Source organism: Erwinia sp. QL-Z3, assembly GCF_004551645.1.
Lineage (GTDB): Bacteria > Pseudomonadota > Gammaproteobacteria > Enterobacterales > Enterobacteriaceae > Erwinia > Erwinia billingiae.
Genome location: NZ_CP037950.1, coordinates 1,385,978 through 1,400,420, shown reverse-complemented (window position 1 = coordinate 1,400,420; position 14,443 = coordinate 1,385,978). Strand labels below are relative to the sequence as shown.

Genomic DNA, 14,443 nt, shown 5'->3' with positions numbered 1-14,443 from the left:
AATGAATAAGAAAGTATTGCAGCTGGCCGGCTTGCCCGCGCCCCTGATGTCCGCCCTGCAGGCAGCGTATGAGGTGGTGGAATACAGCACCCTGAGCGACCGCGATTTTTCCGGCATGGCGGGGGAGTTTGAAGTGGTGCTGACCAATGGCGAAGGGGTGGTGACCCGCCAGCAGATCGCCGCTTTACCGGCCCTCAAGCTGATTGCGGTATTTGGTGTCGGCTATGACGGCGTTGATGTGCAGGCCGCGCGTGATCATCAGGTTAAGGTGAGCCACACGCCGGATGTGCTGACGGAAGACGTCGCTGACCTCGCTCTCGGTCTGATGCTGGCCACGTCCCGTCAGATCCCGGCGGCACAGACCTTTATCGAGCAGGGAAAATGGTCGCAGGGGAGCTTTCCATGGACCCGCAAGGTGTCCGGCGCGGCGTTAGGGATTGTCGGGCTGGGACGTATTGGCCAGGCGGTAGCCCAACGCGCGCAGGCATTTGATATGTCGATCGCCTACTGCAACCGTTCGGCGCTGCAAGACGTAGCGTATCGCTATCAGCCTGATGTGGTGGCGCTGGCAAAAGAGTGCGACTTCCTGTTGGTCTGCGCACCCGGCACCGCCAGCAATCGCCATCTGATTAACCGCGACGTGCTGGATGCGCTGGGCTGCGACGGCATTCTGATCAACGTTGGGCGCGGCAGCGTGGGGGATGAACAGGCGCTGATCGCGGCACTGGATGCCGGCACGCTGGGCGGCGCCGGGCTGGACGTGTTCAGCGACGAACCACGGGTGCCGGCGGCATTACAAAACCGGCCAAATGTGGTGCTGACGCCGCATATGGCCAGCGCCACCTGGGCCACGCGCCAGGCGATGTCTCAGCTGGTGCTGGATAACGTGGCGGCATTTTTTAACGGTTCACCGTTGGTCTCGCCAGTACCCGAAAGCCGCTGAATGCATTACCCTTAGCTGCATAGACGGCTAGGGGTAAGCATGATGACAGAGACACAGCTGACGTTTGATCCACGCAATCACCAACTCACCAACATCAACATCTGGACGGCAGACAGCCAGTGGTTGGTGTATGACGTGCGGCCAAATGGCGCCACCTTTACCAGCCTGACCGTTGAGCGGGTTAACCTCAGCGGCCAGACGGAAGTGCTGTATCAGGCCAAAGACGGCGCGCATGTCGGCGTGGTCACCGCCAGCCCCGATTTACCGCCGCGCTATGTGTGCATCCACGGCCCGGAACACCCGGACAGCCAGTGGAAGTATGATTTTCACCATCGCCGTGGCGTCATTATTCAACACGGCCATCTGGAGAATCTGGACGCCTGCGATATCACGCCACCTTTCACCGCCGGCGCGTTGCGGGGCGGCACGCACGTGCATGTCTTCAGCCCTGACGGCTCGCGCCTCAGCTTTACCTATAACGATCATCTGATGCATGAGCTGCACAACGGCGAAGATTTACGTAACGTCGGCGTTGCCGTGCCGCTGCATGCGGTGTGCCCGCCGAAGCAGCATCCCCGCGAATACGATGGCAGCCATTATTGCGTACTGGTGAGCAAAACCACCTCAACACCGGTGGCCGGCAGTGACGATATCAACCGGGCATATGAAGAGGGCTGGGTCGGTGAAGAGGGCTATCTGAAACATGATGGTCACCGTCAGCGCTGGGCGCTGGCCTTTATTGGCGACACGCTGGCAGCAAACGGCGACAAGGTGCCGGAGGTGTTTCTGGTCGATCTGCCGGCGAAAATGGCCGATTACGCGCTGGAGGGCGATGCGCCGCTGGCCGGAACCCCAACCAGCCTGCCTGCGCCGCCGGAAAACGTCTTCCAGCGCCGCCTGACCTTCACCCATCAACGGGCTTATCCTGGCCTGGCAACCGCGCCGCGTCACTGGTTACGCAGTTCGCCTGACGGGCGCGCCATTGCCTTTTTGATGAAAGATGACGCGGGGGTGGTTCAGCTGTGGACGGTTGCGCCAACGGGCGGCGAGCCACGGCAGGTCACCCAGGCGAAGAGTGATATTCAGTCCGCCTTCAGCTGGCATCCGAATGGGCGCACAGTGGCGCTGATCAACGATAACAGCGTGATGCTATGTCATGTGGCGAGCGGCAAGCTGCAGCGTCTGACGGCAAGAACGGACGACGCGCCACTGGCGGATGCGGTGGTCTGTTCGCCGGATGGATTGCATGTGGCCTACCTGCGCAACGTCAACGGCTGGCAACAGGTGTTTGTGGTCAGCGTGGGGGAATAATTTGCCTGACGCCGTTACTGAGGAGGCGTGGTGCTCGGCATTGGGGCCGCCGTGGCGAGGCTTTCGTTAGTGTGGTTTTGCCGCTCGCTTTGCAGCACGCGTTCACGCGGGGAGCTTGCCGTCTGGTCTTTGCCGCTACGATAGTAATCCCACGGGAGCAAAATCGTATCCACTACGGCTGAAAACGGCAGGTCGAGGGCAGCAAGCGGACGCATCACCCAGCCGTTATTGCTGTCTGCAACGGTCGCTGCGCCAGCACGTGTGCCGGAATAGTACCCCTGATCCGGGCCGGCATGGCTCATTATGCTGGAGCATCCCGTGGTGCTGACCACAGAAAGGCAGGCAAGCAGACCGGCACAGCGGCATTTATTTAACACTTTCATCATCATCATCCCTTCAGTCACGGCAACGCCGGCCTGATTGTTATCGTCATGTGCAGGGAGTTCCCGGCCGCTCTGTGGCGACTCATGCACTGGTGCGACGAATTCTTCCCTGAGTGTATGACATTCATCGGCAGATGGTTAAAAAATTTGCGTTTCGATGCCCTGAAAGCCCCGTCGGCGTCACAAATGCCTTTATACAGGATGCTGAAGTTTTCAGCCTGGTAAAAGCAAGGGCCGCAGCAGCGGCCCTTTTTTATCCTTCCTGATGCGCCCGCGCGATCTCTTCGGCGAGGATCGCAATTCCCCGTTCGATAGTGTCGTTGTCCGGCACATAGTTCATGCGCATACATTGATGCGTATGTGGCCATTCCTGCTCCAGACCGGGGAAGAAGAAGTGGCCGGGCACCATCAACACGCCGCGCTTTTTCAGCCGCTGATACAGCACTTCGGTTGAAACGGGCAGATCTTTAAACCACAGCCAGAGGAAAATCGCCCCTTCAGGCTTATGGATCAGGCAGCGATCTTCCGACAAATAGCGGCGAATGACGGCAATCGTTTCGGTCACCCGCTGCTGATAGAACGGCTTGATCACCTCTTCCGACAAGCGCAGCAAATCGCCACGCTGGATCATCTCATTGGCGATGGCCGGGCCAATACTGCCGGGCGCCAGGCTGATAATGCCGTTCATATTGCTGATGGCCGAGATCACTTTCTCATCGGCAATGATAATGCCGCAGCGGGCGCCCGGCAGGCCGAGCTTCGACAGGCTCATGCACAGAATAATATTCGGGTTCCACAGCGGTCGCGCTTCGCTAAAGATAATGCCGGGGAAAGGCACGCCATAGGCATTATCAATCAGCAGCGGGATCTGATGCTGTTGCGCCAGCACATCGAGCTTCATCAGCTCTTCGTCGGTGATCACGTTGCCGGTGGGATTGGTCGGGCGTGAGACGCAGATTAGCCCGGTGTCATCGGTGATGTTGAGATGCTCAAAATCAACGTGATATTTAAACTGGCCTTCCGGCAGCATCTCGATATTTGGACGCGTGGAGACAAACAGATCCTCATCCAGCCCGGCATCGGCATAGCCGAGGTATTCCGGTGCCAGCGGGAACAGCACCCGCTTTTTGCTGCCATCGGCGCGACGGCCGGCGTACAGGTTAAACAGATAGAAGAACGCGCTCTGGCTGCCGTTGGTGAGGGCGATATTTTTCGGGCTGATTTCCCAGCCAAGCTGTTCGCGCAGCAGAGTAGAAAGCGACTCCAGCAGCGTGGTTTTTCCGCGCGGGCCATCATAGTTGCACAACGCCTCGGCAAGCTTGCCTTCATCGTGCATCTGTTGCAGCAGCTGCTGGAAATAGTCATTCATTGCGGGGATCTGCGCGGGATTGCCGCCGCCCAGCATCACTGCTCCCGGTGTGCGTAATCCTTCACCCATATCTTCCATCAGGCGCGTAATGCCTGAATGTTGCGTAAATTTGTCACCGAAGGCGGAAAAGCTCATAACGTGTTAACTACTTTGTCTGATCGTGTGGAGGTTTACCTTAACGCCAGCCCAGGCGGGATGCAATCGCACCTCCGTGAAAACGGTAAAGCATTTGTTAAAGCAGGTTTCCTTGCGCGGCCGGGGCATCCTGTGCTGGTCGTCGCTGCCATTAAATAATACCTTAACATTACCTTTAAATAATTAACCGGTAATTAACATGCCGCATTAATAATAAATGAAACAGCGTTTTGTTTTTATGAAGATAACGTATCAATCCCCGTTAATTTCGACGTCGATCACGGTTATCGGGGTTTCTCTTTGGCTATAGTGTGCCCTCGATAAATCATCAGGGATGCTTCGCACGCGCTGTTATACCTCTCTTAATTTTATTCCAGGCTAATCCGATGAATACGGCGGGATTAATTCGCGCCTGAGAGAAAAGGGTGAAAATTAAATTAGCCACTGAAAAGGAAGATCACCATGAGTTTGAATATGTTTAGCTTGCAGGGCCGTGTGGCCATCGTCACCGGCTGCGATACCGGGCTGGGGCAGGGAATGGCCGTTGGGCTGGCCGAGGCGGGCTGCGATATTGTCGGCATTAATATTGTCGAGCCCACCGAAACCCACGGCATGGTGGCAGGACTGGGTCGTCGCTTTCTGAGCCTGACCGCCGATCTGGGACAGATTGAGTGCCTTGCCGGTCTGGTAGAAACCGCGGTTGCCGAATTCGGCAGGGTCGATATTCTGGTCAATAACGCCGGCATCATCCGTCGCGAAGATGCGATCAACTTCAGCGAAAAAGACTGGGACGACGTGATGAACCTGAACATTAAATCGGTGTTCTTTATGTCCCAGACGGTGGCGAAACAGTTTATTAAGCAGGGTCTCGGCGGCAAAATCGTCAATATTGCCTCAATGCTCTCTTATCAGGGCGGGATCAGGGTGCCTTCTTACACCGCGTCGAAAAGCGCGGTTATGGGCGTGACGCGTCTGTTGGCGAATGAGTGGGCGAAGCACGGCATCAACGTCAATGCGATTGCGCCGGGCTATATGGCGACCAACAATACGCAGCAGCTGCGGGCGGATGAAAAGCGCAACGGTGAAATCGTTGACCGCATTCCGGCCAGCCGCTGGGGACGTCCTGAAGATATGAAAGGGCCGGTAGTGTTTCTGGCCTCGCCCGCTTCAGACTATGTGCATGGCTACACGCTGGCGGTCGATGGCGGTTGGCTGGCACGCTAAGGGGTAAACGCCAGGCCACCGGCAGGATGGGTGGCCTGGTTCTTCCTTTTAAGCCCGTCTCGGCTTATTTGATCACCTGCGGGTTCACGCAGTTTTTCTCTACCTTGCCGGTCAACGCCGCAATCAGGTTATCCCCCGCATCGCTGGCCATACCATAACGCGTTTCATGGGTCGCCGAACCGATATGCGGCAGCGCCACCACGTTTGGCAGCGTCAGCAGCGGAGAGTCTGCCGGTAACGGCTCCTGCTCAAAGACATCCAGACCTGCGGCGTGGATGGTGCCGTCTTTCAGGGCGGCAATCAGCGCCTGCTCATCGACCACCGGACCGCGACCCGCATTGATCAGCACCGCGCTGGACTTCATTTTTGCCAGCTGCTCACGGCCAATCAGGTGATGGGTTTCGTCAGTCAGCGGCAGGCTGATGCACAGGAAATCAGACTCTTTCAGCAGCGTATCGAGGTCGCAATAGGTGGCATCAAAACGCTGTTCGGCTTCTTCATGATGCTTACGCGCGTTATAGAGGATCGGCATGCTGAAGCCGAGGTGCGCGCGCTGTGCCAGCGCCAGGCCGATGCGGCCCATGCCCAGAATACCCAGCTTTTTGTGGTGAACGTCGATACCGAACCAGTCCGCGCCAATATTGCTTTTCCACTCACCGGCTTTCACCCGCTCGGCGACTTCGGTCACGCGACGGGCCGATGCCAGCACCAGCGCCATCATGGTATCGGCCACGGTTTCGGTCAGCACGGTAGGCGTGTGCATCAGCACCACACCGCGATCGTTAAGGGCGGCGATATCGAAATTATCCACGCCAACCGAGACGCTGGAGGCGGCACGCAGCTTTGGTGCTTTGCTCAGGAAGTCGGCGTCAACCTTGCCTCCCGATCCCAGAATGCCTTCAGCCTGCTGAAAAGCCGCCGCGTGCTGACTCAGGTTTTCTGGGGTCAGGCCGTTAATCTCGGTGACGGTAAAATGGGCGTCGAGCTTTGCGCGCAGATCGTCCGGTAATTTTTTATACAGCACCACAGAAGGTTTCATTTCGTCTCCCTTTTAAATTGAGGAACGGGCCAGCTGGCCCGTTTTGCATTTTTAAGCGTGTTTAGCGCCGCGGGGCATCGGGGGCTGATTATTCTCCGCCGGCTTCACAATCAACGTCAGCCAGACTGAAATCAACAGCGATCCTCCCATAAAGATATACGACGCTGAAGGGCTGCCGGTGGCACCGTTCAGGTAACCGACCACCCACGAACCGAGGAATGAGCCCAGCGCACCCATCGCATTGATCAGCGCCATGGCGCCACCGGCCACGTTACGCGGCAGCATCTCCGGAATAATGGCGAAGAACGGTCCGTAAGGGGCATACATCGCGGCACCGGCAATCACCAACAGGGTGAACGACAGCCAGAAATTATTGGCTCCTACAAGATATGACCCTAAAAACGCCAGCGCGCCAATCAACAGCAACGGCCAGACAAACAATTTGCGGTTTTGTAACTTATCCGACGCCCAGGAGACCACAATCATCGCAATGGTTGCGGCGAGGTAAGGAACGGCGGACAGCCAGCCGGCTTCCACCATGCCCATCTGGTTGCCGTTACGCAGAATCGACGGTAACCACAGCACGAAGCCGTACACGCCAATGCTCCAGGTAAAGTACTGAACGCACAGGATAATCACGTTGCGGGATTTAAAGGCTTCGCTGTAATTGCGCACCGCTTTGATATTTTCCTGCTCTTTTTGCAGCTGCGCCTGCAGCGCGGCTTTTTCATCGTCGCTCAGCCATTTGGCCTGCGCAGGCTTATCCTGCACCATAAACCACCAGGCAACCGCCCAAATCACCGCCGGGATCCCTTCGAAAATAAACATCTCACGCCAGCCGAAGGCTTCAATCAGATAGCCGGATACCACCGACATCCACAGCACGGTGACCGGGTTACCGAGGATCAGGAAGGTATTGGCGCGTGAACGTTCGGATTTGGTGAACCAGTTACTGATATAAATCAGCATCGCGGGCATTACTGCAGCTTCCACCACGCCGAGCACAAAGCGAATCGCCGCCAGCATTGGAATGTTGCTCACCATGCCGGTTAATGACGCGCAGACGCCCCACAGAATCAAACAGACGAACACCAGCTTCTTCACGCTGCGGCGTTCGGCATAGATAGCGCCAGGGATCTGGAAGAAGAAGTAGCCGAGGAAGAACAGGGCGCCCAGCAGCGATGACATGCCTTTGGTGATCCCCAGATCGTCGTTTATCCCTGCAGCGGAGGCAAAGCTGAAGTTTGCCCTGTCCAGATACGCCAAGCTGTAGGTGATAAACACGATGGGCATGATGTACCACCAGCGTTTAGGCGCGATTGTTTTCTGTTTGTTCATAGGTGGATCCTCTGTTTGAGGTTTACCGCATTCTGTCCTGTAGGGAAACGATGCGGTTTCATTATGTTGCCGGCTCTGGCAGTGGCTAAGGGCTAGAAATCGCCCAGTTCAGCGCGCGTTGGTAACCCTTCGCTGTCGCCGATCACCTGAATCGCCAGTGAGCCGATTTTGTTGCCGCGACGAATCGCTGCGGGCAACGGTTTTCCTTCCAGTAACGCGCTGATCACCCCGACGGCAAAGCCATCGCCTGCGCCGACGGTGTCCACGACCTTCTCCGTTTTGATTGCCTCGACCTGGCCTTTTTCGCCCGCTGAGGTTTTATACCAGGCGCCGTCGCAGCCGGTTTTCACAATCACCGCTTTGACGCCCATATCGAGGTAAAAATCGGCAATGGCTTCCGGTTGATCGTAGCCGGTGAGTATTTTGCCTTCGCTGATACCGGGCAGCACCCAGTCGGCAAAACCGGCCAGCGTGTTCAGCTGTTTGGCCATTTCCCGCTCGCTCGGCCACAGCACCGGGCGCAGATTCGGATCGAAAGAGATGGTTTTGCCCATCTGCTTCATCTCCTGCGCGGCGTGTTTAGACAGCGCCAGCGAGGAGGCCGAAATTGCCGCCGACACGCCGCTTAAATGCAGGTGGCGCGCCGAGCCAAAATAGTCGCGGTTGAAGTCATCGACGGACAGATGGCTGGCGGCGGAGCCCTTGCGGAAATATTCCACCAGCGGATCTGAGCCGTCATCCACTTTTGATTTCAGCTGAAAACCGGTGGCGTAACGGGCATCGGTGGTCACCTGGCGATGATCCACGCCCTCTTTTTCCAGCTGTTGCAAGGTGAAGCGGCCAAACGAGTCGTCACCGACGCGGCTGACCCAGCCCACCTTCAGTCCGAGCCTGGCGAGGCCAATCGCCACGTTCAGCTCAGCACCGGCAATACGCTTCACAAAGCGTTCGGCCGCCGCCAAATCTCCGGCTTCGGTGGCCACAAACATCGCCATCGCTTCACCAATTGTCACCGCATCCAGCGTGCCGTTGTTATGCAGACTCATCGCTTAATCCTCTTTCAACAGGTCAACGTAGTGGCGGGTGACGGCAACCAGATCGTCGCCTTCCAGTGGGAATTCAATGCCGCGCGGCACCTCGCGCGGTAACAGCGCCAGCGTTTCGCGCCACAGGTTATCGGCATCATCCAACGCCACAGCCTGCCAGGCGTGACCTTTGCGCGCGGCGGCTTTAACGGGGATATACGTGACGTAAGGGCTGAGGCGCTGGGCCGCGGCGATGGGCTCATCGCCCACCCACAGCCAGTTGCCCATATCGAAGGTCAACCCGCTGTCGGCGCGGGCGTCGCCACCGTCCCGGGCATAGTCCTCAAGCGCAGCCAGCGTGCCGCAATCGGTCTGATCGTTCTCAACCACCAGCTGGACAGGCTGACCTGCCAGCTTTTCGCGCAGTGCGGAAGCGTCAAAACCACATTGATAGTGCCCCAGCGAATATTTTAGTCGCTGGGCGTTTAATTGCTCAGCTTCGACCAGGTGACGATCGAGGTGCGGATTAAGCTCACCCTGTTCGGTAAACAGCGCTTCCGGCACCGAATAAAAGGCGGTCAGGCGCGCATCGGCAATGGCTTTGCCGAGTGCCGGCAGCGATTGCAGCTCTTTATCGCTGAACAATTCACGGCGGATCTCCACGCCATCTGCACCCGCTGCGGCGACGATCGGCACGACCGCCTGCTGGCCGCCGAGTGCGGCAATTTTTTCGCGACCATAGGCCGCGGTGACGACTATCACTTATCTTTCCATCGGGTCCTCCAGGCACGGGATGGCCTTGGCGTTATAAAAACGTTAAATGGAACCGGTTCCAAAGCAAAGGGGCAGAGTGTCGTTTTATGATCGCGCTCACGATGTGAACAGGATTTTGGCGGGAATGGTCTGAAAAAGCCTGAGGGGATCAGGCTTTGTTGTGCAGTAAGGTCGTCGATCCGCGAACAATCAGCTCGCCGGAGAACACGCAGTCATTCGGTGGCGAGGTGTCGCCATCAATGCGGCGGATCACCTGTTCCAGCGCGGAATAGCCGATCTGCCAGGTCGGCTGCTTAAAGGTGGTGATGCCGACGCCGGCCAGCTCTGACCACTCCAGCTCATCAAAGCCCAGCAGGCCAATGTGCTCACCCCAGTTGAGGCCAAGGCGCTTCAGCGAACGGGCAACCTGCAGCGTCAATGCGCCGTTAACCACCATCACCGCGCAACGTTTTTCCCCGTGCTGCTGCCAGAAGGCGTGCAGAACCCGATCCATGCCGGCGCTGTCGGTGAGGGCGACTTCCGCTTTTTCGGCAAGGCGGTCGGGGTGCTGTGCCATGGTGTGTTGAAAGGCGCGCAGGCGTTCGTGGCGGGTGTTGACCATGCCCAGCGGCTCGGTCACAAACAGAATGGCCTGATAATCCTGTCCGATCAGGTGAGTGGTGACCTCGGTCGCCGCTTCAGCGTTGTTCAGACCGACCACATCACAGGGGAAATCAGGAATTTTTCGGTCAATAAGCACCATCGGCAAAAAGGATTGCTGAAGCTGGTTCAGCGCTTCTTCGCGCATCCCCACCGCATTCACCACAATCCCCTCGACCTGATAACTGCTCAGCAGGTTGAGATAATGCTGCTCCTGATCGACCTCGTTGTTGGTGTTACACATCAGCAAGGTAAAGCCCTGCGCGCGGCAGGCAGCTTCAATGCCACACATCACATCGACCGAATAGGGATTGGTGATATCGGCAATAATCAGGCCGATTAAGCGGGTGCGGCCGCGCTTGAGCCCGCGCGCCATCTGGCTTGGGCGATAGTTGAGCTCGGCAATGGCGGTTTCAATCCGCTGCTTTAAATCCGCCGACAGGACGTTCTGCTCGCCGTTCAGATAACGCGAGACGCTGGTCTTCCCGGTCTTTGCCGCTTTAGCGACGTCGCTGATGGTGGCTCGTGCCGCCTTGCGGTTCATAGCGATCCTTAAAACTGTCACAGTGAAGAAAAACGACCTTTCAGCCAGTACTGGCCTTGTTACCCTAAGATAGCCCGGAATTGCCGAAAGCGGATCGGGCCATCATAAAGCATAAGCGCCGGCGCGCCCATCTTTGCGCTTCGGCCCGTGGAATGCAGTTGTGAAAGGGAAGTGGCTTGACGGAATAGGGGGAATTGCCGGGCTAAACGCGCCGCCCGGCACGGACAAACTTACTGCAGCGGGCTGAGGGTGATTTCCACGCGACGGTTCTGCGCTTTGCCTTCAGCGGTGCTGTTAGAGGCGACCGGATTATCCGGGCCCATCCCGCTGGTGCGCACGCGATTCGCGGCCACGCCCTGGGTGATCAGCGCGCTGCCGACGCTGTCCGCACGCTGCTGCGACAGGGTCATGTTCAGCTGACGGGAGCCGGTGCTGTCGGTGTAGCCCGCCACGTTAACCGCGGTTTTTGGATACTCTTTCAGTACCATCGCCACGCCGGTCAGGGTGTTGGCGCCCGCCGGTTTCAGCGTGCTGCTGCTGCTGTCGAAGGTGACGTTATTTGGCATATTCAGCACGATATTGTCGCCCTGACGGGTAACACTGACGCCGGTACCCTTCATTTTGTCACGCAGCTTGGCTTCCTGCACATCCATATAATAGCCCGCACCACCGCCGAGCGCCGCACCGGCCGCTGCGCCAATCAGCGCGCCTTTACCACGGTCCTTTTTCGAGGATGACAGCATGCCGACACCCGCGCCCACGGCCGCCCCAAGGCCAGCACCAATACCAGACTTACCTGCTTCGCGCTCGCCGGTGTACGGATTCGTCGTACAGGCTGACAGGGCGATCGTACCGCTCAAAACCAGAGCAAGAGTCGTAAAACGCGTCTTCATCGGGATTCCTTTTCAATTGCAACGGCGGGCAAATTTGCCCGTAAAACGCCGATTATGCCGAGGAATTTCCAAAAAATAACGGTGCTTTGGTCTTAAAGTGTAAAGAGACGCTACTTCAGGTTATCCGGGTGACAAAAACAGCCGGTAACATGATCGTTAATCAGCCCGCAGGCCTGCATAAATGAATAACAGGTGGTGGTACCAACAAATTTAAAACCTTTCTTTTTAAGGGTCTTTGAAAGCGCATCAGAGACCGGGCTAAAGGTCGGTGCGGTGCGATAATCGGCATGTCGGTGAATTTGCGGCGCGTTATCGACAAAATCCCAGATAAAGGTGTTAAACGGTTCGCCCCGGGCTTCCATTGCCAGCAGCGCGCGGGCATTGGCAATAATTGCCGCGATTTTGCCGCGATGACGAATAATGCCGCTGTCCTGCATCAGGCGTTCAATGTCGTCCTCATTCATCAGCGCCACCGCCTGCGGATCGAACTGATGGAAGGCGTTGCGGTAATTTTCGCGCTTTTTCAACACCGTCAGCCACGACAACCCGGCCATTTGCCCTTCCAGACAGAGCATTTCGAACAGCGCCCGGCCGTCGGTGATCGGTACGCCCCACTCGGTATCGTGGTAGGCAAGATAGATCGGATCCTGTGAAACCCAGCCGCATCGCTGCATGGTTAAATTTCCTTATGAAGTTGACCGAAAAATAATCACCGCTGCCTTGACGTTATCGCGTTCCAGGCAATAGTTAGTGACAGGTTGACCAGTAAATAAATTCAATAATACGCGCACTCTTATCGATTTTAGGCTCTTTTCTGGAGTCATTTCATGTCAAAGAAACGGTATGGCACACGCTATCTGGCCTTTGGGGCAGTGTCGATGGCGTGTTATCTCTGTGCAAGCAGCCCGGCCCTCGGCTGGGATCAGATTTATGTCTCTGGCGACAGCCTGAGTGACAGCGGCAACAATGGCCGTTACACCTGGGATGGCAGCCAGCATCCGCTGTACGACGATGTGCTGGCGGCCAAAATTAATCAATCTCTGCGCCCTTCCGATCGCGGCGGGACCAACTACGCCGCCGGTGATGCGGTGGCGGTGGCGGCGCTTAATCCGGTCGATAATACCGCCGACCAGGTGCAGACTTACCTCGCTGCCAACGGGGGCCGGGCCGATGCGGATGGCCTGTATGTCCACTGGGTTGGCGGTAACGATCTGGCGGCCGCTGCCCTCAATCCCGTGGCGGCGAACGGTATTGTCAGTACCAGCGCGTTCGCGGCGGCTAATCAGGTTCATGCGCTGCTAACCGCCGGCGCCAACACGGTCATTGTGCCCACCGTGCCCAATATTGGCGCCACGCCGGCGCTGCTGGAGGCGGTGATCCAGGCCGGCCTCGCACCCGTCGCTAATTCAGCGCTGACCGCCGCGTTTGCCTCGCTGAACAGTCAGACTACCCTTAATCCCGATGCCCGCAACCAGGCGATCAAGCAGGCGTTGACCGCCGCGGCCGGACAGCTCACCACGGTCAGCGTGTTGCAGGATGCGATCGCCGACCAGCTGTTTGATGCCTGGCAAGCGCTCAGCGCGCAGGCCAGTGCGTTAACCGACAGCTATAACCAACAGGAAGACGCGCAGCTGGCCCGTCAGGGTGGCAACATTGTCCGGGTTGATATCAACGGGCTGTTTAACGAAGTGCTGGCCGATCCGGCGCATTATGGCCTGAGTAACACCGCCGGCATGGCCTGTCCGCCGGGCGTGTCTGCGGCGCTGTGCAGCTCCTCAACGCCGGGCTTCTCCAGCCAGCAGGCGTTTCTGTTTGCTGACCGTCTGCATCCCAGTCCTGCCACCCATTTGCTGATTGCCGATTACATCCAGTCGGTGCTGGACGCGCCTGCGCAGGTGGTGGCGCTGAATCAGGCGACGCTGGCGATGTCCCGCGATGCGCGCGCCACCCTCGACAGCCATCTGCAACAGCAGCGCCACGGCGAGTATCCGCAGGGCGCGTTCAGCTTGTATGGCGGCTATGCTGGCCAACACAATGACTATTCCGGCAACCTCGCCGCCGGCGATGGCGATGCCACCACGCATAATCTGACGCTGGGCGTGGACTACAAGCTGACCGACACGCTGCTGGTGGGCGCGCTGGTCTCCGGCTCTAACGACTCGCAGCAACCGACGCCAGATTATGAGTATAAGATGCGCGGCTGGCTGATTTCGGCCTACAGCGAGCTGTCGTTCTTCGATAACGGCTGGGTGAATACCGACGCGCACTATGCCTCGGCCAGTTACGACAGCATCAAGCGTCGCCTGACGCTGGGGCCCGCCACGCGAACCGAAAGCGGTGAAACCAACGGCACCCAGATCGGCGCGAGAGTCACCACCGGCTGGGACTTCCCGGTCGGCACGCTGCTGACCACCGGCCCGGTAGCGCAATACGCGCTGGATTACAGTTCGGTGGACTGCTATCAGGAGCAGGGCAACAGCAGCACCGCCATGCGCTTTGATGATCAGAACTATCACTCACAGATTGGTGCGCTGGGCTGGCGGGTCGATTCCCAGCTGGGCTGGCTGAACCCGTGGGCGGAGGTCAGTTATAACCACCAGTTTGGCGATAACGTCTGGCGGGCGGGCGGCGGACTGAAATCCACCCAAACCTCGTTCACCCGTGATACGGCAGAGCAGGACAGCAACTGGGTGGATGTCACCGTCGGTGCCCATATGCCGCTGGGGGATTCGGTGGCGGCCTTTGCCTCCGTTTCCCAGACCGGCGGGCTGAGTTCCGGGGAACAGTTTATGTATAACCTCGGGGTCAGCGCACGCTTCTGAATTT

At 57.9% G+C, this 14,443-nt stretch carries 14 protein-coding genes; 5 read left to right on the top strand and 9 right to left on the bottom strand.

Features of this window, described 5'->3' with window-relative positions:
• The first annotated feature begins 1 nt into the window (after position 1).
• Both E2F51_RS07095 and E2F51_RS07090 read left to right on the top strand, forming a co-directional pair.
• Positions 2 to 943 (top strand): 2-hydroxyacid dehydrogenase, encoded by a 942-nt coding sequence (locus E2F51_RS07095; protein WP_134823108.1) that lies wholly within the window; start codon positions 2 to 4, stop codon positions 941 to 943.
• A 42-nt stretch (positions 944 to 985) separates the two neighbouring features.
• Positions 986 to 2,254: a DUF3748 domain-containing protein gene (locus E2F51_RS07090; RefSeq protein ID WP_134824835.1), complete on the top strand. Its 1,269-nt coding sequence runs from the start codon at positions 986 to 988 to the stop codon at positions 2,252 to 2,254.
• A 14-nt stretch (positions 2,255 to 2,268) separates the two neighbouring features.
• Here the strand turns inward: E2F51_RS07090 and E2F51_RS07085 are convergent, their stop codons facing one another.
• Together E2F51_RS07085 and E2F51_RS07080 are read right to left on the bottom strand one after the other, a co-directional pair.
• Positions 2,269 to 2,637, bottom strand: coding sequence for a YceK/YidQ family lipoprotein (locus tag E2F51_RS07085; RefSeq protein WP_053141587.1), 369 nt, complete (start codon positions 2,635 to 2,637; stop codon positions 2,269 to 2,271).
• A gap of 253 nt (positions 2,638 to 2,890) precedes the next feature.
• Positions 2,891 to 4,141: a valine--pyruvate transaminase gene (locus E2F51_RS07080; protein ID WP_105760536.1), complete on the bottom strand. Its 1,251-nt coding sequence runs from the start codon at positions 4,139 to 4,141 to the stop codon at positions 2,891 to 2,893.
• On the opposite strand from E2F51_RS07080, the gene E2F51_RS23800 reads away from it, so the two are divergent.
• Together E2F51_RS23800 and kduD are read left to right on the top strand one after the other, a co-directional pair.
• On the top strand, positions 4,103 to 4,300 hold the full coding sequence (locus E2F51_RS23800) for a hypothetical protein (RefSeq protein ID WP_162096470.1): 198 nt from the start codon (positions 4,103 to 4,105) through the stop codon (positions 4,298 to 4,300). The two genes, E2F51_RS07080 and E2F51_RS23800, sit on opposite strands and share 39 nt — an antisense overlap.
• A gap of 303 nt (positions 4,301 to 4,603) precedes the next feature.
• Positions 4,604 to 5,365, top strand: coding sequence for a 2-dehydro-3-deoxy-D-gluconate 5-dehydrogenase KduD (gene kduD / locus E2F51_RS07075; protein ID WP_134823107.1), 762 nt, complete (start codon positions 4,604 to 4,606; stop codon positions 5,363 to 5,365).
• A gap of 64 nt (positions 5,366 to 5,429) precedes the next feature.
• Here kduD and ghrB read toward each other — a convergent pair whose 3' ends face one another.
• From ghrB to E2F51_RS07040, 7 genes are all read right to left on the bottom strand, one after another.
• The gene (gene ghrB, locus E2F51_RS07070) at positions 5,430 to 6,404 is read right to left on the bottom strand and encodes a glyoxylate/hydroxypyruvate reductase GhrB (protein ID WP_134823106.1); all 975 of its coding nucleotides are present in this window, start codon (positions 6,402 to 6,404) and stop codon (positions 5,430 to 5,432) included.
• Positions 6,405 to 6,455: 51 nt separating this feature from the next.
• Positions 6,456 to 7,742, bottom strand: coding sequence for an MFS transporter (locus E2F51_RS07065; protein WP_053141095.1), 1,287 nt, complete (start codon positions 7,740 to 7,742; stop codon positions 6,456 to 6,458).
• Positions 7,743 to 7,834: 92 nt separating this feature from the next.
• On the bottom strand, positions 7,835 to 8,788 hold the full coding sequence (locus E2F51_RS07060) for a sugar kinase (protein WP_013204548.1): 954 nt from the start codon (positions 8,786 to 8,788) through the stop codon (positions 7,835 to 7,837).
• A 3-nt stretch (positions 8,789 to 8,791) separates the two neighbouring features.
• Complete coding sequence (locus E2F51_RS07055) at positions 8,792 to 9,529, bottom strand: sugar phosphate isomerase/epimerase (RefSeq protein ID WP_245174180.1); 738 nt, start codon at positions 9,527 to 9,529, stop codon at positions 8,792 to 8,794.
• 160 nt (positions 9,530 to 9,689) lie between these two features.
• Complete coding sequence (locus tag E2F51_RS07050) at positions 9,690 to 10,724, bottom strand: LacI family DNA-binding transcriptional regulator (RefSeq protein ID WP_013204546.1); 1,035 nt, start codon at positions 10,722 to 10,724, stop codon at positions 9,690 to 9,692.
• A 230-nt stretch (positions 10,725 to 10,954) separates the two neighbouring features.
• Positions 10,955 to 11,617, bottom strand: a complete 663-nt coding sequence (locus E2F51_RS07045) for an OmpA family lipoprotein (protein WP_013204545.1) — start codon at positions 11,615 to 11,617, stop codon at positions 10,955 to 10,957.
• 110 nt (positions 11,618 to 11,727) lie between these two features.
• A complete protein-coding gene (locus E2F51_RS07040) occupies positions 11,728 to 12,291 on the bottom strand; it encodes a DNA-3-methyladenine glycosylase I (RefSeq protein WP_013204544.1) in 564 nt (187 codons plus the stop codon).
• A 204-nt stretch (positions 12,292 to 12,495) separates the two neighbouring features.
• On the opposite strand from E2F51_RS07040, the gene E2F51_RS07035 reads away from it, so the two are divergent.
• A complete protein-coding gene (locus tag E2F51_RS07035) occupies positions 12,496 to 14,439 on the top strand; it encodes an autotransporter domain-containing protein (RefSeq protein ID WP_209215535.1) in 1,944 nt (647 codons plus the stop codon).
• The last annotated feature ends 4 nt before the right edge of the window (positions 14,440 to 14,443 follow it).